Source organism: Modestobacter sp. SYSU DS0290, from assembly GCF_054050955.1.
Map to the genome: position 1 here is coordinate 421,668 of NZ_JBJHAI010000001.1, position 22,533 is coordinate 444,200.

Here is a 22,533-nt window from a genome sequence, read left to right on the forward strand (position 1 = left end):
CGTGCGCGCCGTCCTGCTGCTGGTCCTCGGGACGGTGCTGGTCGGCTGCGGCTCCCCCGGGCGGGCCTGCACGGAGGTGGGCGCGCTCACCGGCGTGGGCGTGGACACCGCCGCACTGGACCTCCCCGTCGGAACGACCGCGCACGTCTGCCTGGACGACGAGTGCACCGACGTCGAGCTGGGTGCGGACCCGGTCGACCGGGCCGACGTCTGGTGGGGCCGGCCGGTCCCGGACGTCGAGACGGTGCGGGTGTCCCTCTCGCTGCGCGACCCGGCCGGCACCGAGCTGTGGTCGGCCGGCGCGCCGGTCGACACCGGGATCGCGCTGCCGAACGGCCCCGGCTGCGGTGAGTGGACCGTGCTGCCCGGGCTGACCGCCACCCCCGACGGCCACCTGACCGGGTGACACGGGAACAGGACCGGCTGGTTGGGCCTTGCACCCGTTCGTGCCCCGAGGAACGCTCTCCCGCCCGGCTGCCTTCTGGTCGGTCGCCGTCCTGCTGATCCTGATGCTCGCCGCCTCGGGCGTCCCCTCCCCGCTGTACCGGGTGTACGCCGAGGAGTTCGGCTTCGGGTCGGGCACGCTGACCGTCGTCTTCGGCGTCTACGCATTCGCGCTGCTGCTGTCCCTGCTCGTCGTGGGCGGCCTGTCCGACCACGTCGGGCGGCGCCCGGTGCTGGCCGTGGCGCTGGTGGTCGAGGCGGCGTCGATGGTGCTGTTCTGGGCCGCCGACGGCGTCGGGTGGCTGCTGGTCGCCCGCGTCGTCCAGGGGTTCGCCACCGGGGCGCTGACCGCCGCGTTCGGCGCCGCCCTGCTGGACACCCAGCGCGCGGACCGGCCGCTGGGCCCGCTGGTCAACTCCGCGGGGCCGGGGCTGGGCCTCTCCCTCGGCGCGGTGGGCGCCGGGCTGGCGGTGCAGTTCGTGCCGGCCCCCACCGACTGGGTGTTCGGGGTGCTCACCGTGCTCTGCCTGGCCGCCGCGGCCTGGGTGCTGCTGCTGCCGGAGACCTCACCCCGGCGGCCGGGACTGGCCGCCTCCCTGGTGCCGAGCGTGCACGTCCCGGCGTCGCAGCGGCGGGCGTTCCTGCTGGTGCTCCCGTGCCTGATCGCCACCTGGTCGCTGGGTGGGCTCTACGCCTCCCTCAGCCCCTCGCTGGCCGCCACCGTCTTCGGGGTCACCGACCACGTCACCGGCGCGCTGCCGATCCTGGCGCTGAACGGCACCGGGGTGATCGGGTCGCTGACCATGCGGTCGCTCGCCCCGGCCCGGGGGATGACCGTGGGCGCCCTGGTGTTCGCCACCGGGGTCGCCGGCACGATCGCCGCCCTGTGGACGGGGTCGTTGGCCCTGTTCTTCGTGGCCGCGGTGGTGTCCGGGTTCGGCTTCGGCGGCGCGTTCCTGGGGGCGATGTCCACGGTGACCGCCGGCGTCGACCCCGGGCAGCGGGCGGCGCTGATCTCGGCGGTCTTCACCGTCAGCTACCTGGCCTTCAGCCTGCCGGCGATCGCCGCCGGGACCGCCGCGAACTCCGTGGGGCTGGCGCTCACCGCCGAGGTCTACGGCGCGGTGGTCATCGTGCTCGCGCTCACCGCCGTCGCCGGGCTCGCCCTGCACCGCCGACGCCCCGTCGTCCGCCCCGCGCCGGCTCCGGCACCGGCGGGGCAGCCGCAGCCGGAACCGGTCCACGACAGATGACGGTTGTCCCCGCCGGTGCGCGTCCGTAACTTCCGGTCCGTGCCTGCCGGGACCGCGATCACCCTGGGTTCGGTCACCGTGGAGGCCACCTCCCCGCGGGCGCTGGCGTCGTTCTGGGCCGAGCTCCTCGGCGGCGTCGTGGTCGGCGCCGAGACCGGCCACGTCTTCGTGTCCGCCCGGGAACCCGACGGCTTCGGCATGTTCTTCCAGGCCCGCACCGGCCCCCGTCCGGAGCGGCAGGGGCAGCACCTCGACCTCACCGTGCCGTGGGGGTGTCGCGAGGAGGAGGTCGCCCGGGCGGTCGGGCTGGGCGCCACCCACCGGTGGGACGTGCTCGACGAGGTGCCCTGGGTGCAGTGGTCGACGCTCGCCGACCCGGAGGGCAACCTGTTCTGCCTCGCCGAGCACCCGCCGTCCCGCCTGGCGCCGCCCGGCTGACCCCGCGTTCAGCCGGCGCCGGCGCGGCCGACGGCGGCGCAGAACCGGTCGTGGTCGGCCCGCGCCTCCCCCAGCGGCTCGAGCACCTCCGAGTCGGCGACCTCGGCCACCCGGTCGAGCAGCCGACGGCGGACCTGCCGCCCGCGCCGTCGCGCCCCGGCCCGCACCAGTGGCCTGGCCACCAGCGCGAGCAGCAGCCCCGCGACCAGCCCGCCGACCAGCAGCAGCGTCGGCAGCGGGATGCCCTCGACCCGCGGCAGCGGCACGACGTCGTCCAGCTGCAGCAGGCCGAGCCCGACCAGGCCGAGCAGCCAGAGCGCCCCGGCGAGGGCGACCAGCGCCAGCACCCACTGCAGCCCGCCGACGGCCCGCTGCCACAGCGGCGTCCGCTGCGGACCCAGGTCGGTGCCGGCCACCGCCCGGTCCAGCCGGTCGGCCAGCCGCTCCTGGGACAGCTCCGCGGTGCGCCGCAGCTCGTCACGCCACGCCTGCGGCAGCCCGTGGCCGGCCTCGTCGCGGGCCCGGCGCAGCGCCGCGCCCAGCGCCGCCTGCTGCACCGCGCCGGCCGGCGGCAGCGAGGTGCGGGCGGCCTCGGAGCCCAGGTGCAGCCGGCGCAGCGGGTCGGCGCGGAGCTTCGACGTCCAGCGCAGCACCGGCCAGCCGGTGTGCTCGGCGCCGCGGCGGCCGGCCGACTGCTCCACCGCCGTCACCACCGCGGGCACCCCGGCGGCGTCGGCCAGCGCGCCGACCAGCCCCTCCCGCTCGCTGCGGTCGCGGCTGCGGTCGGGTCCGGCGCCGGGCGCGCAGTGCGCGGCGAGCGCCGCGGCGGCGCCCCGGGCGTCGGCGGCGAGCCGGTCGGTGGCGGCGCGGCGGGCGCCGACCCGGCGGGCCAGCTCCGCCCGCAGCTCGGGCAGCCCGGCGCCGGTGCGGGCGGCGGTGGCCAGCAGTGGCGTGCCGGCCAGCCCCTCGGCGTCCAGCAGGCCGCGCAGGTCGGCCAGGCAGGCACGGGCAGCGGCCTCGTCGAGGCGGTCGACCTGATTGAGCACGACGACCAGCACCCCGGCGTGCCCGGCCAGCGGCGCGAGGTAGCGGGAGTGGACGGCGGCGTCGGCGTACTTCTGCGGGTCGAGCACCCAGACCAGCACGTCGACCAGCTGCACCAGCCGGTCGACCTCCAGGCGGTGCTCCACCCGCACGCTGTCGTGGTCGGGGAGGTCGAGCAGGACCAGCCCGTCCAGTGCGGGGTCACCCTGGTCGACGCGGTGCCGGCGGGGCACCTCCAGCCAGTCGAGCAGCCGGTCGGCGCCGTCGGCACCCCAGACGCTGGCGTGCGCGATGCCGGTGGTCGGCCGCCGCACGCCCGGCGTGCTCACCTCGCTGCCGCTCAGCGCGTTGAACAGCGTGGACTTGCCGCTGCCGGTGGCCCCGGCCAGCGCGACGACGGTGGCGTCGCCGAGCGCCTCCCGCGCCCCGGCCTTGGCCAGCAGCGACCGCGCGGCGCCGACCTCGGGCACCTCCAGCCGCCCCTCGGCGACCTCGACCGCCTCGCGCAGGGCGCCCAGCCGGTCGGCGAGTGAGGTCTCCCGCCGCCTCACGCGGCGGCCCCGCGGGCGGTCGCCAGCGCGGCGACGGCGGCGCGCAGCCGCTCGGCGGCCCCGGCCGCGGGGGCGGCGTCGGCCAGCAGCTCGTCGAAGCGGGCCTGCTCCGCGCGCAGCAGCACGTCGGCGCGGGCGTCGAGGTCGGCGCGGGCCCGGGCGGCGAGCTCCCGGACGGCGGCGTCGCCGAACACCGCCTCCAGCACCCGCTGGCCCAGCGCGGTGGTGCCCCCGGCGACGACCACCTCGGCGCCGGAGAGCCCAGCGGTGGAGGCGAACACCGCGACCATCACCACCGCACCGGCGCCGTTCACCCCCCACGACAGCAGCCGGGCCCGGGAGCGCTTGCCCGCGCCCTCCTCGCGCACCAGCTGCAGCACCGCGCCCTGCCAGTCCCGGACGGCGTCGGCCGCCGCACCGGTGAAACGCGGGGAGACGCCCTCCAGCTCGGCCTCCCGTCCGGCGAGCAGCGCCGGCCCACCGGGCAGCGACCGCCAGCTGGTGACCGTGCGCTCGGCGGCGGCGTCGGCCTCCGCGCGGAGCAGCAGCTCCACCCCGGACTCCAGCGCGCCCTGCAGCGAGTCGGCGGGGTTGGGCCGACCGGTCAGCGAGGCAGTGAGCCGGTCGCGCAGCCGGCCGACCTGGCCCTGCAGCGAGCGCATCCACTCCCCGGTGCCGACGAACTCCTGCCAGCGGGAGAGCACCTCTCCGCGCAGCAGGCTGCCGTTGCCCACGCCCTCGTCGACCGCAGCCCGGGCGCGGGCGTAGCTGGCGTCGGCCGCGGTCGCCAGGGCCTCGGCGGCGGTGGCCTGCTCGACCACGCCGGCCTCGACGGCGGTGACGCGCTCGTCCAGGCTGGCCAGCGCGCCGGCGAGGGTCTGCCGCACGACGGCGGCGCGCTGCTCGGCGTCGGCGGCGAGGCCGTGCAGCCACGCGCGCAGCGGGCCGACCTGCTCCTCGGGCAGGAACCCGTCGGTCAGCGGCCGCTCCTCCACGACGAACAGCCGGGCGGCGCCCAGCCCGCCACGCTCGAGCATCCCGGCGAGGTCACCGGCCACCTCGGTGGCCGCCTCCGGGGGCACCCGGTCCAGGACGACGGCGAGCGCGGTGCCCCGCTCCTGGGCGGTGCGCAGCAGGTCCCAGGGGACGGCGTCGGCGTAGCGGGCCGCGGTGGTCACGAACACCCACAGGTCGGCGGCGGCGAGCAGCTGGCCGGCGAGGTCGCGGTTGGCCTCCACCACCGAGTCGACGTCCGGGGCGTCGACCAGCGCCAGCCCGGCGGGCAGCCCGTCGTGAGTGACCAGCTGCAGGCCTCCCGGGCCGGCCTCGCCGCCGGTGGTGCGGGCCAGGCCGGGCAGCACCCGGTCGCCGGCGAACGCCGCCCGGTCGGCGGGGGCGCAGACCAGCACGGGCGCCCGGGTGGTGGGGCGCAGCACGCCGGGCGCGGTGACGTGCGCTCGCAGCAGGCTGTTGACCAGGGTCGACTTCCCGGCACCGGTCGAGCCGCCGACGACGGTGAGCAGCGGGGCGTCCAGGTCCCGCAGCCGGGGCAGCAGGTAGTCGTCGACCTGGTGCACGACCTCGGCAGCGGTGCGGGCGGCGGCGTCCCGGCCCGGGGTGGCCAGACCGAGCGGCGCGGCGGCGACCTCGTCGCGCAGCGCCTGCAGCGCGTCGGTCAGCGGGGGGCTGGTCACCGGCGGTATCTAGCCCGCCGGGGCACCGGTCACGCCTCCGCCTCCTGCACCGTGCGGGAGAGCAGGCAGAACTCGTTGCCCTCCGGGTCGGCGAGCACCGTCCAGGTCACGTCGTCCGCCTGACCGACGTCCACCCGGCGGGCGCCCAACGCGAGCAGCCGGGCCAGCTCGGCGGCGGTGCTCGACCCATCAGCGCGCAAGTCCAGGTGCAGGCGGTTCTTCACCGTCTTGGCCTCCGGGACGGCGAGGACGTCGATCTGCTGGCCGGCCCCGCCGCCGATGCTGATCACGTCGTCGTCCTGCTCGAGCACCGACCACCCCAGCACGGCACACCAGAAGTCGGCGATGATGCGGGGATCGCTGGCGTCGATGGCGAGGGCGGCGATGCGACTGGTCACGCCGGCATCCTGCCGGGGGAAACAACGGACCGAATCCGCCGCCACCTGACGTTCGTGGGCACCAGGCAGGCTGAACTGTCCAGCCTGCAGTGAGCAGGGTGTCGCTCCTTGTAATGCCTGCGCATGTAGTGGGTGACGGGCTTCGGAACGCGGCCCCCCACGAAAGGCGACACCGATGAGGAACCTGGACAGTCACGAGCTGGACGCCATGCTGCGCCACGCAGCGACGGCCCAGCGGACCCCCGCGGAAGAAGAGCGCATCTTCTCCGACGTGTGGTCGCGGGTGCAGACGTCCATCGATGAGGACTCGACGCCCGCCCGCGACGAGCTGCAGCAGCGGCGACTCAACCTCATCGGTGACCGGGAGGTCGCTGCGCGGCGACGTCGTCGCGCAGCGCGCGTGGCGTCGGTGACGCTGGCAGTGGTCGTGGCGGGGGCCGGGACGGCCGCGGCGGCGGAGTTTCTGTCCACCAGGACCGGCGAGCAGTCGACTGGCGCTGACGTGCAGATCGCAGGTCCCGGCGAGTTCCTCAACCAGGGCGGCACGGACCGGCGGCAGGTTTACGAGGAGGTGACCGCCGACATCGCTTTCGCGCCGGGCTATGAAGCCCAGCGTGACTATGCCTTGGAGTTCTTCCCCCACGAGAGCGACTCGGCCATCACTGAGAGCGCCCTGCGCTCCTTTGTCGCCGGCAATGCGATCTGCACTTGGGCCGACGCATGGGTGGCCGGCGACAATGCCGGGGACATCACGGCACGGGAGGCCGCGGCCGCGATGCTCACCGGGGTGGTCTCCTGGGAGCCGATCCAGACGTTCAACGAAACGCAGGGTGAGCCGGACCCGATGGATCCGAGCACCGGCGTCGACCCGAGCGCTGGAGGCTCGTACTACGGGTGGCTGCGCCCGTTGGTCCAGGCTGCCCAGTCCGGGGACCGCCAGGGAATCCTCGATGCGGTCGCGATCGCGCACCGGTGCTCTCCCGAAGTCCTTCCGGTCATCAGCACCGACCCCAACTACGCGGGTGCCCGATGAGCGACGAACGGGCCCGGTTCGAGGAGTTGTTCCAGGACACCCGGGGGCCGCTGCTGGCCTATCTCTCCCATCGGGCACCCATTGATGACGCGCCCGACCTGCTCGCCGAGGTCTACCTCATCGCCTGGCGGCGGCGAGCAGACCTGCCCGCCGGCGACGAGCGGCGACTGTGGCTGTTCGGGGTCGCTCGCCGACTGCTCGCCGAGCACCACCGGTCAGCGGCAGTGCGCACCGGGGTCGAAGGTGAGGCAGGCGAGGCCGCCAGCCGAGGACAGTCCGCCCACCGCGGAACGCGGGATGAAGCCGTCCACCGCGCCCTGGGCACGCTCAGCGACGTGGACCGCGACCTCATCACCCTCACCACCTGGGAGCGCCTGAGCCCAGCTGAGGCGGCCCAGGTCATCGGCATCACAGCGAACACCGCCCGGGTACGGCTCCACCGCGCTCGAGCGCGACTCGGCCGCCACCCAGCTCTTCAGTCACTGATCGAAGACGACCCCGATCCCGCCACATCCCCCAGCGCCTCCAGTGGTCGTCCGAACGGCCTCCACCCCGTGACCTGACCGACCTCCACTCCCTGCACCACGTATGCCTCGGGCCCGGCGTCCTCTGCGACGCCGGGCCCGACCCAGCTGAACCGTAGACCGTCCTACGAACAGCTCTCACCGCCGCGGCCGGGCTGACATCCGTAGTGCCGGTCGAAGCCCTCCACCACAGATGAGCCCGATCCAAGATCAGCGTGATTATCCCTAGATAAAGGGCGATATCTGCGGGTCGAGACGTGCTCCGGTCTGGGCTGCTTTTTCGGGACCGGCCAGTGGGTGGCTCTTGCGGAACAGCATCAATTGGGCGCCGGCGCCAGGTTCTGCGGTGACGCCGCTGAGGCTTGGCTACCGAGACTGCCGCGACTGAGGCAAGACAGGCCGCGAGCAACCGGCACGCCGACTCGCCCCCGCCATGCTGTCTCACTTCCTTGGAAGTGAGACACCTGCGCTCTCGCCAGTCCGACGAATCAAGTCCGCAAGTCGCGACCGTCTCAATGGTCGTCTCACAACGCCGTCTCAAGCCGACCGAATGCTCAGTACTTGTGAGACGTCACCGGGCAGCTGCCCTCGGCCGCCACCGACCTGGCCAAGCTCGGCCTGAGCGCGCTGTCCACCGCCGACCGGCAAGGCGACCACCCGCAGATCGCCATGAGCGGAGAAGCGAGAGCGGCCTGCTCGTCCCACACCCGATCGTCGATCGGGACGCCCGGAGGGAGACAGCAGCCGTAGCACGCAGCCGGGTACTAGACAGATGGACTGAGTAGGGGCACTGTCTACCCATGCCACCGGACGCCCCACCCAGCGAATGGCTCAGAGGGGTCTTGGAGCTGTGCGTCCTGCGGGTGATGGCCGAGGGCCCCACGTACGGGTACGCCATCGCCGCCGAGCTCGCCGCCGCAGGCTTCGGGGACATCAAGGGCGGCACCCTCTACCCGCTGCTGGCCCGCCTGGAGAAGAACGCCCTGGTCAGCGTCGAATGGCGGCCCGGTGAAGGCGGGCCAGGGCGCAAGTACTTCACCCTCACCGCTGCCGGCCGCGACCAGCTGGACGCCGGCCTCGCCCAGTGGCAGGTCTTCTCGGCCACGGTCTCCGGCCACCTCTCTCCCATCGGCACCGACCAGATGGCCTCACCAGCCGGATCCCGGACCTACTCGAGGAGCACCACATGAGCAGCTCGCTCCCTTCCCGCCCCTTCCCCCAGGAGGTCTGGGAGCGACCGTTCGTGAAGACCCACGACGCGTGGTGCGGCGACTTCGTCCGCGAGCTCCGACTCCGAGACGTCCCCGGCCCGGTGATCGGCGACCGCTTGGCAGAGGTCGAGACGCACTGCACCGAGACGGACGAGGCGCCCTCGGATGCCTTCGGCGACCCGACCGACTACGCAGCACGCCTCGACCACGACAGCGCCCCCGAACGCGTGCAGGGGGTCTGGACGGTCACCGTCACAGGCGCCGCCCAGGTCGTGGCCCTACTCGTCGGCACCTCAGCGTTCCCGGCCTGGGCCCGCGGAGAACCCCTCACCTACAACGTCGGCCAGGTCGCCTGCCTCGGGCTGTTCCTGCTCGTCACGCTGAGCCTGCCGCTGCTGCTGCGCCCAATGCTGCGTCGTCCCTGGACCATCGGCGGCCCCCTGTCCGCAGTGGTCTTCCTCGGACTCGGCGGCGCAGTCCTGTCCGGTCGCGCCGACCTACCGACCGTCGCCCGACTCCCCGCACCCGTCGTCGCGATCGGGCTCTTCGTGGCCGTCCTGGTCCTGGCGTGGATCGAGTACCGCGAGCTGGCCCGTGACATCGAGGGCGACCTCGTGACCTCCCCTCTCGACACACCCACCGGCCAGCCGGCGGCCACAGCTCGTCACAGGCGATGGGTCACCGTTGCGCCCGCCTACGTGGGCCCCGCCGCCTACCTCGTCTTCGCAGCCCTGGGTTGGCTGGCCGCCTGACCGCCCGCCGTCCCACCAGGCGACCGCGTCGGCCAGCAGCTCGCCGGCGCCGCGGACCCACGGCCCGCTCAGCCGGGGGTGCACCGCGCCCGCAGCACGGGCACGCCCGGCCCGGTCAGGTCGTCGCAGGACACCGCGCGACCGGCCATCGCCATGGTCAGCGCGAGGGTGGTGCCCGTGACCAGCGGCCCGTCGCCTGCGGTGAACGGGCCGTCGGTCGCTTCCAGGCGCAGCCCCCGGGCCGCGGTCCGGCTGTTCACGGCGAAGTCCCGGGCGGCGTAGAACCGCGCCACCGCGGTGACCACCGGCACCGGCGGCACACCGGGCTGGCCGAGCGGGCGGCGGACGTCCTGGGCGTGCACGACCACCTCACCGAGCCAGGCGGCGGTGTGCCCGGTCGGCGCGGTCGTGCTGGGCACGACCGCCCGGAACCGCGCCAGGGTGGCGGCGGGGTCGGCGCCCCGGTGCTCCGCCAACCGTCGGTCGTTGTGCACGTCGGTGTCGAAGCGCGCGGCCAGCATGCTGGCCAGCCAGCGACCGCGCCCGGTGCTGGCCGCGGCGTTCAGGTGGGCGACCACCTCCTCGACGGTCCACCGCAGGCACAGCGAGGGCTGGGCCCACTGCGCCGGCGTCAGGTCGGCCAGGTCATCCGCCAGCGCGGCACGTTCCGCGTGGACGGCTGCCCACAGGCCCTCGGTGGTGAGCGTGGGGTCGGGCACGGGGTCCTCTCGGTCGGATCGGTCGCGGTCGGAGCGGGGACCGCGAGCGGCCGCTGAAGTCATCGGTCTGACCGCCGGCTCGGCGCCCCGTCAGCGGCGAGGCGACCACGGACTGTGCACCCGCCGGAGACGCCCGCGCAGCCCCGGGACCGAGCAGTCCAGGAAGAAGAGGACCTCCCGCAGACCGGTCACCCTGAGGAACGTCAGCCGCCGCCGCTGACCGGGCGTCAGCGTGATGAACCTGATCCCGTCGGCTTCCGGCTGCTCACCCATGCCGCTCAGCCTGGCGTGGTGGCGGATCGGGGACAACCGCCTGCTGCCAGGGCGCCCCACGTCAGCACCAGGCCGCTGTCCGTCCCGACCGCATCGCGCAGGTTCGCGTCCGAGCCGTGGTGGGTGGCCGGATCCCGTGTGGCGGGCGTTCCCTGCCGGCGACCGGCGACCGCAGTTCAGCGCAGGACGACCAGGTCGGCGGACCCACCCCGCGACGAGCCGTCCCCGGTCTCCAGCGCGACGGACGCCGGTCCCGGGACGGCGCCCGCCGGGAGGGTGACGTCCAGCTGGTCGCTGAAGCGTTCACCACGACCGGTCAGCGCCCCGAGTGTCGTCACCGCGCCGTCCTGAACGAGGACGGCGGACGCAGTGGCCGGCCGCTCCTCCTCCAGTCCCCGACCGGTGTCGTCGCAGCCCTCGTGCAGCCACTCGACGGAGATCGTCACCTCCTCCCCCACCCGCGCCTCCGCTGGCGCGACGGACAGCTGGGGACCGGTACAGCCACCCGCGACCCCGGCACCGCCACCGCCGGTGCAGCCACCGGCCAGGACGAGCACGGCCGCGGCCGGCAGAACTCCCCGCACGTCGGCACCGTCCCCCGCACGGTCACGGCGGTCCAGGGTCCGGGCTGTGTCGTGACCGGATCGCGACCCGGTCAGACCCCGGCGAGCACCACGCCGTCGACCGACCGTTCCGTCCGGTCACGGTGCCCACCGAGTGACAGCTCAGCGGGCGAAGACCCGGGTGTGAACCCGCTCAGCTGACACTCGGCGGCGGATCGAGGCGGTCGAGCACCGCCGGGACGTCGGCCGGGGTGTCTGCCACCGCGGCCGCGCCCGCGGCGGCCAGCTCCCCCGGCGGTGCGGGGCCCCACCCGGCCCCGACGCAGGGCAGCCCGTGCACCCGCGCCCCGAGGACGTCGTGCGACCGGTCGCCCACCAGCACGGGCCGCTCCCCGTCCGGGTGCGCGGCGAGGGCGGCGGCGACCACCTGCTCCTTGTGCCGGACCCGCCCGTCCAGCGTCGCGCCGTGCACGCTCGCGAACCGCGGCAGCAGTCCGGTGTGCTCGAGGATGCGCAGCGCGAACGGCTCGGGCTTGCTGGTCGCCACCGCCAGCCGCGCACCGGCGTCGGTCAGCTCGGCCAGCAGCTCGGCGATGCCCGGGTAGACCGGCGCATCGAGGATCGCGCCGGCGGTGTAGTGCGCGCGGTAGGCGGCCACCGCCCGGTCGACGTCGTCCCCGCCGATGCCGAAGGCCGCAGCGAAGCCCTCCCAGAGCGGCGGCCCGACCATCGACCGCAGCTGCGCCTCGGTGGGCTCGGCCAGCCCGAGCTCGGCGGCGGCCACCCGGATCGAGGCCCAGATGCCCGGCGTGGAGTCGACCAGCGTGCCGTCCAGGTCGAAGAGCACCAACCTCACCGCAGCCACGCGAGCGCCTCCTCCACCGTCGCCACCGTCTCGACGCCGGGCGGCAGCGGCGGCCGGCGGACCAGCACCACCGGGATGCCCAGCTGCCGGGCGGCGACGAGCTTGGCCTCGGTGAGGTGCCCGCCGGAGTCCTTGGTGACGACGACGTCGACCGCGTGCTCGCGCATCAGCGCCAGCTCGTCGGCGACGCTGAAGGGCCCGCGGTCCAGCAGCAGCGTGGCGCCGGCCGGCAGCGGCTCGTCGGGCGGGTCGACCGAGCGGACCAGCACCCGCCCGGGCAGGCCGGCGAAGACCCCCACGCCCTGCCGGCCGGTGGTGAGGAAGACGCTGCGGTACCCGGCCACGGCCGCAGCGGCCTCGGTCGACGTGTCGACAAATCGCCAGGTGTCCCCCGGGCCGGGCGTCCACCCGGGGCGCTGCAGGCGCAGCAGCGGGGTGCCCTGCCGGGCCGCCGCCCGGGCGGCATTCGCGGTGATTCGCGCGGCGAAGGGGTGGGTGGCGTCGACGACGGCGCGCGGCGCGTGCTCGGCCAGCCACGCGGCCAGCCCGTCGGCGCCGCCGAACCCGCCGATCCGCACCGGCCCCTCCGGCAGCACCGGGTCCGCGACCCGCCCGGCCAGCGACGACAGCACGTCGACGCCCGCGGTGACCAGCGCGGCGGCCAGCCGTCGCGCCTCGCCGGTGCCGCCCAGCACCAACACCGGACCGGTCACCGGTGCACCATGTGCCCGTGAGCAGGGACGGTGCCAGCGGGCTGCGGCACGGCTGGACGACGGGCGCCTGCGCGACCGCGGCCACCACTGCCGCCTACACCGCGCTGCTCACCGGCGAGTTCCCCGACCCGGTCGAGATCTCCCTGCCGAACGACCGGCACCCCTCCTTCGCGCTGGCTCGCGAGGAGCTGGCACCGGACGCCGCCTGGGCGGCCGTGGTGAAGGACGCCGGGGACGACCCCGACGTCACCCACGGCGCGCTGGTCTCCGCCCGGGTCACCCTGGGCGAGCCCGGCAGCGGGGTGGTCTTCCGCGCCGGGGAGGGCGTGGGCACGGTCACCAAGCCCGGCCTGCCCCTGGCCGTCGGCGAACCGGCGATCAACCCGATGCCCCGGCAGTTCATCCGCGAGCACGTGGCCGCGGTGGCGCGGGGGCACGGCGGCACCGGCGACGTCGTCGTCGAGGTCGCCATCGAGGACGGCGCGGAGCTGGCACGGAGGACGTGGAACCCGCGGCTGGGCATCCTCGGCGGGCTGTCGGTGCTGGGGACCACGGGCGTCGTCGTCCCGTACTCGTGCTCGTCGTGGATCGACTCCATCCGCCGCGGCATCGACGTCGCCCGCGCCGCCGGGCGGGAGCACGTGGCCGGCTGCACCGGGTCGACCAGCGAGCGGGTCGCCCAGCAGCTGTACGGCCTGCCGGACGACGCACTGCTGGACATGGGCGACTTCGCCGGCGCCGTGCTCAAGTACCTGCGCCGCCACCCCGTGCCGCGGCTCACCGTGGCCGGCGGCATCGGCAAGCTCGCCAAGCTCGCCGAGGGGCACCTGGACCTGCACTCGGCCCGCTCGCAGGTGTCGTTCACCGCGCTGGCCCAGCTCGTCGCCGACGCCGGGGCCGCGCCGGAGCTGGTCGAGGGCGTGCGCGGCGCGAACACCGCGCTGGACGCGCTGCGCCAGTGCCAGGCCGCCGGGCTGCCGCTGGGCGACCTGGTCGCCGCCGGCGCCCGCCGGACGGCGGAGGGCGTGCTGCGCGGCGCCCCGGTGCAGGTGGACGTCGTGGTGATCGACCGCGCCGGCGTGGTCGTGGGCAGGGCCTAGGAGCGGCATCGCGTCGTCGAGTAGAGGTGGCTGTCGGGGAACTCCCCGGCGGTCAGCACCCGGCCGACGACGACGACGGCGGTGCGCTTCACCCCGGCGTCGGCGACCTGCTGCGCGATGTCGGCGAGCGTGCCGCGCAGCGTCAGCTCGTCGTCCCGGCTGGCCTTCGCGACCACCGCGACCGGGCAGTCGCCGCCGTAGTGCGCAGCCAGCTCGGGGGCGAGCTCGTCGATGCGCTGCACGGCCAGGTGCAGCACCAGCGTGGCGCCGGTGGCGGCGTAGGCGGCCAGCTCCTCCCCCGGTGGCATCGGCGTCGAGCGCGCCGACGTCCGGGTGAGGACGACGGTCTGCGCCACCCCCGGCACGGTCAGCTCCCGCTTCAGCGACGCCGCGGCCGCCGCGAACGCCGGCACCCCGGGGACGACGTCGTAGGGCACCCCGGCGGCGTCCAGCCGGCGCATCTGCTCGGCCATCGCGCTGTACACCGACGGGTCGCCGGAGTGCAGCCGGGCGACGTCGAGGCCCGCCTCGTGCGCGGCCACCAGCTCGGCGGTGATCTGGTCCAGGTCCAGGTCGGCGGTGTCGACCAGCCGGGCGCCGGCCGGCGCGGTGTCCAGCAGCTCCCGGGGCACGAGCGCGCCCGCGTACAGGCAGACCGGGCTCGCGGCGATGATCCGCGCCGCCCGCACGGTGACCAGGTCGGCGGCGCCGGGTCCGGCACCGATGAAGTGCACGGTCATCGCGTCACGCTCCAGATCGTCACGGGGAGGGCGGGGCGGAAGGTGGTGAAGCCGCCGACCGGCTGGGCGTGCGCCACCGACAGCCGGGTCAGTTCCCCGCCGACCCGGGCCCGCCACTGGGCGACCAGCGCCTCGCTCTCCAGGGTCACCGCGTTCACCACCAGCCGGCCGCCCGGGCGCAGCGCGGCCCAGCAGGCGTCCAGCACGCCGGGCACGGTGGCCCCGCCGCCCACGAAGACGGCGTCAGGGTCGGGCAGCCCGGCCAGCGCCTCCGGTGCCCGGCCGCGCACCACCTCGAGCCCGGGGACGCCGAGCCGGGCCGCGTTCCGCGCGACGCGGTCGGCCCGTCCGGGCTCGGCCTCCACCGCCACCGCCCGGGACGCGGGGTGCACCCGCATCCACTCGATGCCGATGGAGCCGGCGCCGGCGCCGACGTCCCACAGCAGCTGGCCGGGCAGCGGCGCCAGCCGCGCCAGCGTGACCGCCCGGACGTCGCGCTTGGTCAGCTGCCCGTCGGACTCGTAGGCATGGTCGGGCAGGCCCGGCACGGTCGGCAGCGGCACGGTGCCCGGGTCGGCGACCACCTCGACGGCGGTGACCACCAGCGGGTCGGTCTCCGGGTGCGGCCACCCGGCGGCCGTGCCGGTGAACCGCCGCTCGGCGGGGCCGCCGAGCTGGGCGAGGGCCGTGAGCCGGCTGGCGCCGTACCCCGCCCCGGCGAGCAGGGCGGCGAGGTCCGCCGGCGTCCGGGTGTCCGAGCCGAGCACCAGCAGCCGCCGGCCGGGCGTGGCGTGCGGAAGGACCAGCGAGACCGGCCGGCCGACGACGGGGACGACGGTGGTCTCCTCCACCGCCCAGCCCAGCCGGGCGCAGGCCAGGGTCACCGACGACGGGTGCGGCACCACCTCGACGGCGTCCGCGCCGAACTGCCGGACCAGCGAGCTGCCGACGCCGGAGAGCATCGGGTCGCCGCTGGCGAGCACGACGACCCCCCGGCCGGGGTGGTCGGTGAGCAGCGCGGCGAGCGCCGGCGCCATCGGCGAAGGCCACGGCACCCGCTCGGCGTCGACCGACGGCGGCACCAGGTCGAGCTGCCGTGCGCTGCCGCGCAGCACCTGGGCGGACTCGATCACCCGCCGGGCGGCCGGCGACAGCCCGTCCCAGCCGTCCGCCCCGATCCCGACGACGGTGACGGTCCAGCTCATGCGCCCACCTCACCCGCCCCGCCTTCCACGCTCTTCGCGCGCTTCCCCCGTGCTGCAGCGCGTGGAAGGGGTCCGAAGAGCGTGGAAGGCGCGGTTCGGAGCCGTCCGGCGACCGTCGTCACGCGGGGAGCTCGCCCTCCGGGCCCGCCGACTCCGCCAGCAGCCGCTCGCGCAGCTCCTCGGGCAGCAGGTCGACGTAGACGGTGCCGTTCAGGTGGTCGACCTCGTGCTGGAGGCAGCGCGCGGCCATCCCGGTCGCCTCGATCGAGGTGGGGTCGCCGTGCACGTCGACGCCGTCCACCCGGGCCCGGAAGGCGCGCGGCAGCTCGGCGTACGGGCCGGGCACCGACAGGCACCCCTCCTCGGTGGTCTCCGTCGCCGGCTCGCCCTCGAGCGGCGCCAGGATCGTCAGCTCCGGGTTCACCACGTAGCCGGCGACGTCCTCGCCGTGGGCATCGGGGCAGTCGATGACGAAGACCCGCGCGTCGACGCCGATCTGGTTCGCCGCGAGCCCCACGCCGTCGGCGGCCTGCATGCTGGCGAACATGTCCAGCACCAGGTGCCGCAGCGCCCGGTCGAACACGGTGACCGGGGCGCAGCGGCGGTGCAGCACGGGGTTGCTGCCGTAGGTGACGATCGGCCGGGCGACGCCGTCGTAACGGCCGGGCAGGCGCATGACCGTCGATCCTAGGGATGCGGCCTCCCTACAGTGGCGCCGATGTCCCCCAGCCGTGCCACCGCCGTCGGGCTCGCGCTGGGTTCGGCCGCCGACCTGCTGCTCGCCGACCCGCGCCGCTTCCACCCGGTCGCCGGCTTCGGCCGTGCGGCGGGCGCGCTGGAGCGCCGGGTCTGGCGCGACGACCGCGCCACCGGCGTCGCGTACAGCGCCGTCTGCGTCGGGACGGCGACCGCGCTGGGCGCCGCCCTGGCCCGGGTGACGAGCGGGCGCCCGGCCGCCCGGACGGCGGTCACCGCGCTGGCCACCTGGGCGGTCCTGGGTGGCACCTCGCTGGACCGGGCGGCGGCCACGATGGCGCAGCACCTGGACGCCGGGGACCTGCCGGCCGCCCGCGGCCACCTGCCCACCCTGGCCGGACGCGACCCCGCGGGCCTGGCCGAGGCCGAGCTGGTCCGGGCCACCGTGGAGTCGGTCGCGGAGAACACCTCCGATGCCGCCGTCGCGCCGCTGTTCTGGGGCGCGGTGGCCGGACTGCCGGGGCTGCTCGGCTACCGGGCGGCGAACACCCTGGACGCGATGGTCGGGTACCGGTCGGCCCGGTACGAGCGCTTCGGCTGGGCGTCGGCCCGGCTGGACGACGTCCTCAACTGGGTGCCGGCCCGGCTCACCGCCGCCCTCACCGTGGCCGCCGCGCCGGTCACGGGCGGGTCGGCCGCCGGCGCGTGGCGGTCCTGGCGGCGGGACGGCGCCGCGCACCCCAGCCCGAACGCCGGCCGGTGCGAGGCCGCGCTGGCCGGCGCCCTGGGGCTGCGGCTGGGCGGGCGGAACGTGTACGGCAGCCGGGTCGAGGAGCGGCCCACCCTGGGGGACGGTCAGCCCCCGGTCCGCGCGGACATCCGCCGTGCGGCCCGGCTCTCCCGCGTGGTGTGGACGGCCGCCGCCGGCCTGGCCCTCCTCAGCCGGGCCGCGATCAGCCGGCTCCGCCGGGGACCGCGCGCCTGACGCGGCTGCACCGGGTGCCGGGGCAGGACGCCGCGCGGCTCGGGCGGGACGGGGAAGCCGGCCGGGTCGGTGCGCGGGTGGCTGGCCGGTGGGTCGGCGGGGCCGAGGCCGCCGCGCAGCGTGACCAGCAGCGTGTGCCCGGCCAGCGCACCGAGCGCGAGGAACGTGACGATCAGAACGGCGAGACCGACATCTGGGTTCATGGACTGACCGTGGCATCGTCGAGCCTGGTGCGAAGCGGTCCAATCCGGCATGGTGGCGTCATGCCACCCGCCGTCGAGCAGTCCACTCCGGCGCAGGAGCTGGCCACTCTGGTCGGACCGGTCACCGCGCTGCCGACCCCCCGCTACGCCGGGCTGGCCCGGCGGATCCGCGACCTGGTCGACGGCGGCCGGCTCACCGCCGGCTCGCGACTGCCCGCCGAACGGGACCTGGCCACCGCGCTGGCCACCAGCCGGGTGACCGTCGCCTCGGCCTACCGGGTGCTGCGCGAGGAGGGCTGGGCCCGCACCCGGCACGGCTCGGGCACCGTCCTGGAACCCCCCGGCGGCACCCCCGCCCGCGACTGGCTGCCCACCGACGCCCCCGGCCACATCGACCTGGCCCACGCGGCGCCCGCGGCGACCTCCCAGCTGGAGCCCGCCTACCGGGCGGCGCTGGCGCGGCTGCCCGCGCTCACCGCCGGGCACGGCTACGCCCCCGGCGGGCTGCCCGAGCTGCGGGCTGCGATCGCCGAGCGGTTCACCGCCCGCGGGCTGCCCACCGACCCGGAGCAGGTCGTGGTCACCGCCGGGGTGGGCGACGCCGCCGCCGTCGTCGCCGAGGCGCTGCTGGAGCCCGGCGACCGGGTGCTGGTCGAGCACCCCAGCTACCCCGGCGCGCTGCGCGTCGTCGAGGGCGCCGGTGCCCGGTTGGTGCCGGTGACCGTCGACGCGGAACGCCCCGACGCCCTGGTCGAGGCCGCGCACCTGGCGGCCCGGCAGAGCGGTCCGCGGCTGGCCTACCTGATGCCCGACTTCACCAACCCGACGGGCGCGCGGATGTCAGCAGCCGGCCGGCGCCGGCTGGCCGCCACGCTGTGGCAGCAGGGCGTGCTCACCGTGGTCGACGAGGTGTGCGCCGAGCTGTACCTGGACGACGGCCCGCTCCCGCCGTATGCCGCCGGGCTGCCCGACGCCGCCACGGTCACCCTCGGCGGGCTGGCCAAGGCGGTCTGGGGCGGGCTCCGGATCGGCTGGCTGCGCACCGACGCCGCCCTGGCCACCCGCCTGGCCGGTGTGCTCGGCCGCCGTCAGCTCTCCGTCGGCCTGCTCGACCAGCTGGCCGCCACCGTGCTGGTGCGCGACCTGGACGCCGTGCTCGCCGAGCGCCGCGACCAGCTGCGCACCCAGCGCGCCGCGCTGCTGGCCGCCCTGTCCGAGCTGCTGCCGGAGTGGCGGGTGCACCCTCCGGGCGGCGGGCTGTCGGTCTGGTGCGCCCTGCCGCCGGGGCTCAGCTCGGCCGCGCTGGCCGCCGCCGCCGCACCGCGCGGCGTGCTGCTGGCCGAGGGGCGGGTCTTCGGCACCGGGCACGCCTTCGACGACCACGTCCGGCTGCCCTTCACCCGGCCGGCCGCGGAGCTGCGCTCCGCCGTCGAGGTGCTGGCCGGCCTCGCCGGTGAGCTGCGCAGCGACCTCGGCCGGACACCGGCGCCGCGCACCGTCGTCTGACCAGCGCCATCTCATCGTGCGGGCGCCCTCACTCCAGGTCATGACGTCACCGGGGGATCCGGCCCCACCTCCTCGACTCCCCGTGCGTGGAACGGCGCAGATCGGTAACTTCCCCAGCGTGGTCGCCCATCCGGGGCGATGGGCGTTCCCAGTCGAGAACACGGCGCGCGGAGGCCCCGCCGGGAGAACCCCGGCGCACTGTCGAGATCGGTCGGAGTCGATGCCCTCCACCACCACGGCCGCCGCCCCCTCCGGGACCCCGGCGGTCCCCCGCCCGGCCCCCGCCGCGCACCCCCCGCTCCCGACCGCCCCGGCTCCCGGCCGGCTGACCGGGCGCTTCCGGGGGGACCTGGTCACCGGGCAGTGGTGGTGGTCACCCGAGCTGTTCGCGCTGCACGGCCTGGACCCGGCCGCCGTCCGGCCGTCGGCCCAGCTGCTGCTCGCGCAGGTGCACCGCGACGACCGGCCGGCGCTGCGCGAGGCGCTCGGGGCCGCCGGCGTGACCGGCGCGCCCTTCACCCGGGAGCACCGGCTGATCCGCCCGGACGGGCAGCAGCGCCGGGCGCTGCTGGTCTGCGAGCCGGAGGCCGACCCCTCCGGCCGGGTCGTCGTCCTCGGCGGGCTCGTCGTCGACCTGACCGAGGAGCGGGCGCACCCGCCGGCGGCCGCCCCCGCCGACCCGGTGCACCGGCTGGAGACCGAGGTCGAGCAGCTGCGCACCGCGATGGCCAGCCGGGCAGCGATCGAGCAGGCCAAGGGCATCCTCATGCTGCTGATGGGCTGCGGTGACCAGGTCGCGTTCGACCTGCTCGCGCACATCTCCAGCCACACCCACCGGAAGGTGCGCGACGTCGCGCTGTCGATCATCGACTCGGCCAGCGGACGCCAGCCCCTGCCGGCCGACGTCCGGGAGATCCTGCACGACGCCTGCCCGCCCGGCCGCAGCGTCTGACCCCGGCAGCTGGTCCCTCGGCCCCCGCCCGTCCCGCCCCGGCGCTCGTCGGAGAAGATGCCGGGGCCGCTCGGCACCGGAGTCCCGGTCCGGGTGCGGGACGAACGAGGGGAGGCCGGCGCGTGTTCTACCTGTTCGCCCGGTTCGTGCTGCGGCCGCTGTTCATCGTGGCGTTCCGGCCCACCGTCGTGGGCCGGGAGAACGTGCCGGCCACGGGCCCGGTGATCCTGGCCAGCAACCACCTCTCCTTCATCGACAGCATCGCCATCCCGCTGATGGCCCCCCGCCGGGTCGGCTACCTGGCCAAGGCCGAGTACTGGCAGGGCTCGGGCATCGGGGGCTGGCTGACCCGGACGCTGTTCACCGCGCTGGGCGCGCTCCCGGTCGAGCGGGAGGCCTCCCGGGCGGCGCAGGCCGCGCTGGACACCGCGATGGGGGTCCTCCGCGCCGGTGGGGCGTTCGGCATCTACCCCGAGGGCACCCGGTCCCGGGACGGCCGGCTGGCCCGCGGCAAGACCGGGGTGGCCTGGCTGGCGCTCACCGCCGACTGCCCGGTGGTCCCGGTCGCCGTGCACGGCACCGACCGGGTGCAGCCGATCGACGCGCGGTGGCCGCGTCCGCACCGGATCCGGGTCACCTTCGGCGAGCCGCTGGTCTTCCCCGAGCACCGCGGCATGGCCGGCAAGGGCCGGGCGCGCCGGGAGGTCACCGACCGGGTGATGGAGGCGATCGCCGAGCTCTCCGGCCAGGAGAAGGCCGGCTGGGGCACCACGCCGACCGCTGCATGAGGGGCGCACTGCTGGTCGCCGGCACCACCTCGGACGCCGGCAAGTCCGTGGTCACCGCCGGCATCTGCCGCTGGCTGGTGCGCCAGGGGGTGTCGGTCGCCCCGTTCAAGGCGCAGAACATGAGCAACAACTCCATGGTCACCGCCGACGGCGCGGAGATCGGCCGGGCGCAGGTGATGCAGGCCGCGGCCGCCCGGGTGGAGCCCGAGGCGGCGATGAACCCGGTGCTGCTCAAGCCGGGCGGGGAGAACGCCAGCCAGGTCGTCGTCCTGGGGAAGCCGGTCGCCGACGTCACCGCGCTGTCCTACCGGCCGATGAAGGCCGCGCTGCTGGATCAGGCGCTCGCCTGCCTGGCCGACCTGCGGTCCCGGTTCGACGTCGTGGTCTGCGAGGGCGCCGGCTCCCCCACCGAGATCAACCTGCGCGCCGACGACATCGCCAACATGGGCCTGGCCACCGCCGCGCAGCTGCCGGTGGTCGTGGTCGGCGACATCGACCGCGGCGGGGTCTTCGCCGCGCTGTACGGCACGGTGGCGCTCATGCCGCCGGCCGACCAGCGGCTGGTGGCCGGCTTCCTGGTGAACAAGTTCCGCGGCGACGCCCGGCTGCTCACCCCGGGGCTCGACCAGCTGCGCGACCTCACCGGCCGGCCGGTGCTCGGGGTGCTGCCCTTCCGCACCGGCCTGCACCTGGACGTCGAGGACTCCCTCGGCGTCGACGCGGTCCGCGGCCCGGCGCTGCCGCCGCACGGCGAGGACGTGCTGCGGGTGTCGGTGGCCCGGCTGCCGCGGCTGTCGAACTTCACCGACCTCGACGCGCTCGCCGCCGAGCCCGGTGTGCTGGTGCGCTACGCCACCCGCCCCGAGGAGCTGGCCGACGCCGACCTGGTGGTGCTGCCCGGCACCCGGTCCACCGTGGCCGACCTGCAATGGCTGCGGGAGACCGGGCTGGCCGACGCCGTCGCCCGCCGCGCCGCCGCGGGCCGCCCGGTGCTCGGCATCTGCGGCGGCCACCAGATGCTCGCCCGCACGATCAGCGACGACGTGGAGTCCCGGGCCGGCGTCGTCCCCGGGCTGGGCCTGCTGCCCACCGACGTCACCTTCGCCCGGGAGAAGACCCTCGGCCGGCCGTCCGGGACGGCGTGGGGCCAGCCGGTGCGCGGCTACGAGATCCACCACGGCACCGCGGTCGTGGACGACGGCGCCGAGCCGTTCCTGGACGGCGCCCGGGCCGGCGCGGTCTTCGGGACGACGTGGCACGGCGCGCTGGAGTCCGACGGCTTCCGCCGGGCCTTCCTCACCGAGGTCGCCGCGATCGCCGGCCGCCGGTTCACCGTCGCGCCGGACACCGACTTCGCCGCCGTCCGCGAGGCCCGGCTGGACGCCCTGGGCGACCTGATCGCCGAGCACGCCGACACCGACGCGCTGTGGCGGCTGGTCGAGTCCGGCCCGCCTGCGGGGTTGCCCGTGCTGGCGAGCGGGCTCAGCCCGCGCTGACCCGGGCCCGGACGTCGTCGGGCCAGGGCACCGGCCGGCCGTCGGTGGTCACCACGTAGGTCGACCGCACGGTGCAGCAGGGCCGCTCGCCGACGCGGACCGTGAACCGCAGCGTCACGCTCGTCGTGCCCAGCCGCTCGAGGTCGGCGTCCACGGCCACCACGTCGCCGTGCCGGACCGGGGCCGTCCACTCCAGCGCGCTGGCCCGCACGTAGTACTCGACCCCGGCCGCGTTCAGCGCCGTCCAGTCGACGCCGGCGGCCCGCCACCAGGCTCCCAGCGCCTCATCCGCCCAGGTCAGGTAGTGGCCGTTGAAGACGACGCCCTGCCGGTCGCACTCGGCGAAGCGGACGGGGGCACTCCACACCTCGGGCACGGGAGGTCAAG

25 protein-coding genes are annotated in these 22,533 nt (G+C 76.0%); 13 read left to right on the forward strand and 12 right to left on the reverse strand.

All coding sequences use genetic code 11. The annotated features are described in order from the left end of the window. Nucleotide 1 precedes the first annotated feature (1 nt). From ACI795_RS02090 to ACI795_RS02100, 3 genes are read left to right on the forward strand one after another with little or no spacing between them, the layout of a single operon-like run. Nucleotides 2–406, forward strand: coding sequence for a hypothetical protein (locus ACI795_RS02090; RefSeq protein ID WP_457073485.1), 405 nt, complete (start codon nt 2–4; stop codon nt 404–406). 40 nt (nt 407–446) lie between these two features. Then, nucleotides 447–1,697, forward strand: coding sequence for an MFS transporter (locus ACI795_RS02095; RefSeq protein WP_457073486.1), 1,251 nt, complete (start codon nt 447–449; stop codon nt 1,695–1,697). Nucleotides 1,698–1,736: 39 nt separating this feature from the next. Beyond that, on the forward strand, nt 1,737–2,135 hold the full coding sequence (locus ACI795_RS02100; protein ID WP_457073487.1) for a VOC family protein: 399 nt from the start codon (nt 1,737–1,739) through the stop codon (nt 2,133–2,135). Nucleotides 2,136–2,143: 8 nt separating this feature from the next. Here ACI795_RS02100 and ACI795_RS02105 read toward each other — a convergent pair whose 3' ends face one another. Genes ACI795_RS02105 through ACI795_RS02115 form a run of 3 tightly spaced genes read right to left on the reverse strand, consistent with a single transcriptional unit; the run spans nt 2,144 to nt 5,822 of the window. Continuing rightward, entirely contained in the window at nt 2,144–3,730 is a 1,587-nt protein-coding gene (locus ACI795_RS02105; protein ID WP_457073488.1) for a GTPase, read from the reverse strand. After that, nucleotides 3,727–5,424: an ABC transporter gene (locus ACI795_RS02110; RefSeq protein WP_457073489.1), complete on the reverse strand. Its 1,698-nt coding sequence runs from the start codon at nt 5,422–5,424 to the stop codon at nt 3,727–3,729. Before ACI795_RS02110 ends, ACI795_RS02105 begins: the two co-directional genes overlap by 4 nt. Nucleotides 5,425–5,453: 29 nt before the next feature. Beyond that, nucleotides 5,454–5,822: a VOC family protein gene (locus tag ACI795_RS02115; RefSeq protein ID WP_457073490.1), complete on the reverse strand. Its 369-nt coding sequence runs from the start codon at nt 5,820–5,822 to the stop codon at nt 5,454–5,456. A 175-nt stretch (nt 5,823–5,997) separates the two neighbouring features. Between ACI795_RS02115 and ACI795_RS02120 the strand changes: the two genes are divergently transcribed. From ACI795_RS02120 to ACI795_RS02135, 4 genes are all read left to right on the forward strand, one after another. Continuing rightward, a complete protein-coding gene (locus ACI795_RS02120; RefSeq protein WP_457073491.1) occupies nt 5,998–6,855 on the forward strand; it encodes a hypothetical protein in 858 nt (285 codons plus the stop codon). Continuing rightward, the gene (locus ACI795_RS02125) at nt 6,852–7,418 is read left to right on the forward strand and encodes an RNA polymerase sigma factor (protein ID WP_457073493.1); all 567 of its coding nucleotides are present in this window, start codon (nt 6,852–6,854) and stop codon (nt 7,416–7,418) included. The genes ACI795_RS02120 and ACI795_RS02125 overlap by 4 nt, the downstream gene beginning before the upstream one ends. Nucleotides 7,419–8,221: 803 nt before the next feature. After that, the gene (locus tag ACI795_RS02130; RefSeq protein ID WP_457073494.1) at nt 8,222–8,569 is read left to right on the forward strand and encodes a PadR family transcriptional regulator; all 348 of its coding nucleotides are present in this window, start codon (nt 8,222–8,224) and stop codon (nt 8,567–8,569) included. Nucleotides 8,570–8,622: 53 nt separating this feature from the next. Beyond that, nucleotides 8,623–9,342, forward strand: a complete 720-nt coding sequence (locus ACI795_RS02135; RefSeq protein ID WP_457073496.1) for a hypothetical protein — start codon at nt 8,623–8,625, stop codon at nt 9,340–9,342. A gap of 68 nt (nt 9,343–9,410) precedes the next feature. On the opposite strand, the gene ACI795_RS02140 is transcribed toward ACI795_RS02135, so the two are convergent. From ACI795_RS02140 to ACI795_RS02160, 5 genes are all read right to left on the reverse strand, one after another. Beyond that, on the reverse strand, nt 9,411–10,061 hold the full coding sequence (locus ACI795_RS02140; RefSeq protein WP_457073498.1) for a maleylpyruvate isomerase family mycothiol-dependent enzyme: 651 nt from the start codon (nt 10,059–10,061) through the stop codon (nt 9,411–9,413). Between the two features lie 90 nt (nt 10,062–10,151). Beyond that, complete coding sequence (locus ACI795_RS02145) at nt 10,152–10,334, reverse strand: hypothetical protein (protein WP_457073500.1); 183 nt, start codon at nt 10,332–10,334, stop codon at nt 10,152–10,154. Between the two features lie 176 nt (nt 10,335–10,510). Next, entirely contained in the window at nt 10,511–10,918 is a 408-nt protein-coding gene (locus ACI795_RS02150) for a hypothetical protein (protein WP_457073501.1), read from the reverse strand. 172 nt (nt 10,919–11,090) lie between these two features. Then, a complete protein-coding gene (locus tag ACI795_RS02155) occupies nt 11,091–11,762 on the reverse strand; it encodes an HAD hydrolase-like protein (RefSeq protein ID WP_457073502.1) in 672 nt (223 codons plus the stop codon). Then, nucleotides 11,750–12,475, reverse strand: a complete 726-nt coding sequence (locus ACI795_RS02160) for a cobalt-precorrin-6A reductase (protein WP_457073503.1) — start codon at nt 12,473–12,475, stop codon at nt 11,750–11,752. Before ACI795_RS02160 ends, ACI795_RS02155 begins: the two co-directional genes overlap by 13 nt. A gap of 17 nt (nt 12,476–12,492) precedes the next feature. Here ACI795_RS02160 and ACI795_RS02165 point away from each other — a divergent pair, with 17 nt between their 5' ends. Then, nucleotides 12,493–13,575 (forward strand): cobalt-precorrin-5B (C(1))-methyltransferase, encoded by a 1,083-nt coding sequence (locus tag ACI795_RS02165; protein WP_457073505.1) that lies wholly within the window; start codon nt 12,493–12,495, stop codon nt 13,573–13,575. Here ACI795_RS02165 and cobM read toward each other — a convergent pair. The 3 genes from cobM to def all read right to left on the reverse strand — a co-directional run bounded on the left by cobM (nt 13,572) and on the right by def (nt 16,196). After that, nucleotides 13,572–14,315, reverse strand: coding sequence for a precorrin-4 C(11)-methyltransferase (gene cobM / locus ACI795_RS02170; RefSeq protein WP_457073506.1), 744 nt, complete (start codon nt 14,313–14,315; stop codon nt 13,572–13,574). The genes ACI795_RS02165 and cobM overlap by 4 nt on opposite strands. After that, nucleotides 14,312–15,520: a precorrin-6y C5,15-methyltransferase (decarboxylating) subunit CbiE gene (cbiE, locus tag ACI795_RS02175; protein WP_457073508.1), complete on the reverse strand. Its 1,209-nt coding sequence runs from the start codon at nt 15,518–15,520 to the stop codon at nt 14,312–14,314. The genes cobM and cbiE overlap by 4 nt, the downstream gene beginning before the upstream one ends. Nucleotides 15,521–15,638: 118 nt before the next feature. Further along, the gene (def, locus tag ACI795_RS02180) at nt 15,639–16,196 is read right to left on the reverse strand and encodes a peptide deformylase (RefSeq protein ID WP_457073510.1); all 558 of its coding nucleotides are present in this window, start codon (nt 16,194–16,196) and stop codon (nt 15,639–15,641) included. 42 nt (nt 16,197–16,238) lie between these two features. On the opposite strand from def, the gene ACI795_RS02185 reads away from it, so the two are divergent. The 5 genes from ACI795_RS02185 to ACI795_RS02205 all read left to right on the forward strand — a co-directional run bounded on the left by ACI795_RS02185 (nt 16,239) and on the right by ACI795_RS02205 (nt 22,146). After that, a complete protein-coding gene (locus ACI795_RS02185; RefSeq protein ID WP_457073512.1) occupies nt 16,239–17,201 on the forward strand; it encodes a cobalamin biosynthesis protein in 963 nt (320 codons plus the stop codon). 263 nt (nt 17,202–17,464) lie between these two features. Beyond that, complete coding sequence (gene yczR, locus ACI795_RS02190) at nt 17,465–18,910, forward strand: MocR-like transcription factor YczR (protein ID WP_457073514.1); 1,446 nt, start codon at nt 17,465–17,467, stop codon at nt 18,908–18,910. 220 nt (nt 18,911–19,130) lie between these two features. Continuing rightward, a complete protein-coding gene (locus tag ACI795_RS02195) occupies nt 19,131–19,862 on the forward strand; it encodes a PAS and ANTAR domain-containing protein (protein WP_457073516.1) in 732 nt (243 codons plus the stop codon). A gap of 122 nt (nt 19,863–19,984) precedes the next feature. Next, complete coding sequence (locus ACI795_RS02200; protein WP_457073518.1) at nt 19,985–20,650, forward strand: lysophospholipid acyltransferase family protein; 666 nt, start codon at nt 19,985–19,987, stop codon at nt 20,648–20,650. Continuing rightward, nucleotides 20,647–22,146 carry a cobyric acid synthase gene (locus tag ACI795_RS02205; protein ID WP_457073520.1) on the forward strand — a complete coding sequence of 500 codons (1,500 nt, stop codon included), beginning with the start codon at nt 20,647–20,649 and terminating at the stop codon, nt 22,144–22,146. The genes ACI795_RS02200 and ACI795_RS02205 overlap by 4 nt, the downstream gene beginning before the upstream one ends. Here ACI795_RS02205 and ACI795_RS02210 read toward each other — a convergent pair. Continuing rightward, complete coding sequence (locus ACI795_RS02210) at nt 22,133–22,522, reverse strand: acyl-CoA thioesterase (protein WP_457073521.1); 390 nt, start codon at nt 22,520–22,522, stop codon at nt 22,133–22,135. The genes ACI795_RS02205 and ACI795_RS02210 overlap by 14 nt on opposite strands. Nucleotides 22,523–22,533 lie beyond the last annotated feature (11 nt).

Coding starts and splice junctions, on each gene's coding strand:
- ACI795_RS02120 (WP_457073491.1), top strand. CDS start 5,998: ATGAGGAACCTGGACAGTCACGAGCTGGACGCCATGCTGCGCCACGCA.
- yczR (WP_457073514.1), top strand. CDS start 17,465: ATGCCACCCGCCGTCGAGCAGTCCACTCCGGCGCAGGAGCTGGCCACT.
- def (WP_457073510.1), bottom strand. CDS start 16,196: ATGCGCCTGCCCGGCCGTTACGACGGCGTCGCCCGGCCGATCGTCACC.
- ACI795_RS02185 (WP_457073512.1), top strand. CDS start 16,239: ATGTCCCCCAGCCGTGCCACCGCCGTCGGGCTCGCGCTGGGTTCGGCC.
- ACI795_RS02125 (WP_457073493.1), top strand. CDS start 6,852: ATGAGCGACGAACGGGCCCGGTTCGAGGAGTTGTTCCAGGACACCCGG.
- ACI795_RS02205 (WP_457073520.1), top strand. CDS start 20,647: ATGAGGGGCGCACTGCTGGTCGCCGGCACCACCTCGGACGCCGGCAAG.
- ACI795_RS02195 (WP_457073516.1), top strand. CDS start 19,131: ATGCCCTCCACCACCACGGCCGCCGCCCCCTCCGGGACCCCGGCGGTC.
- ACI795_RS02145 (WP_457073500.1), bottom strand. CDS start 10,334: ATGGGTGAGCAGCCGGAAGCCGACGGGATCAGGTTCATCACGCTGACG.
- cobM (WP_457073506.1), bottom strand. CDS start 14,315: ATGACCGTGCACTTCATCGGTGCCGGACCCGGCGCCGCCGACCTGGTC.
- cbiE (WP_457073508.1), bottom strand. CDS start 15,520: ATGAGCTGGACCGTCACCGTCGTCGGGATCGGGGCGGACGGCTGGGAC.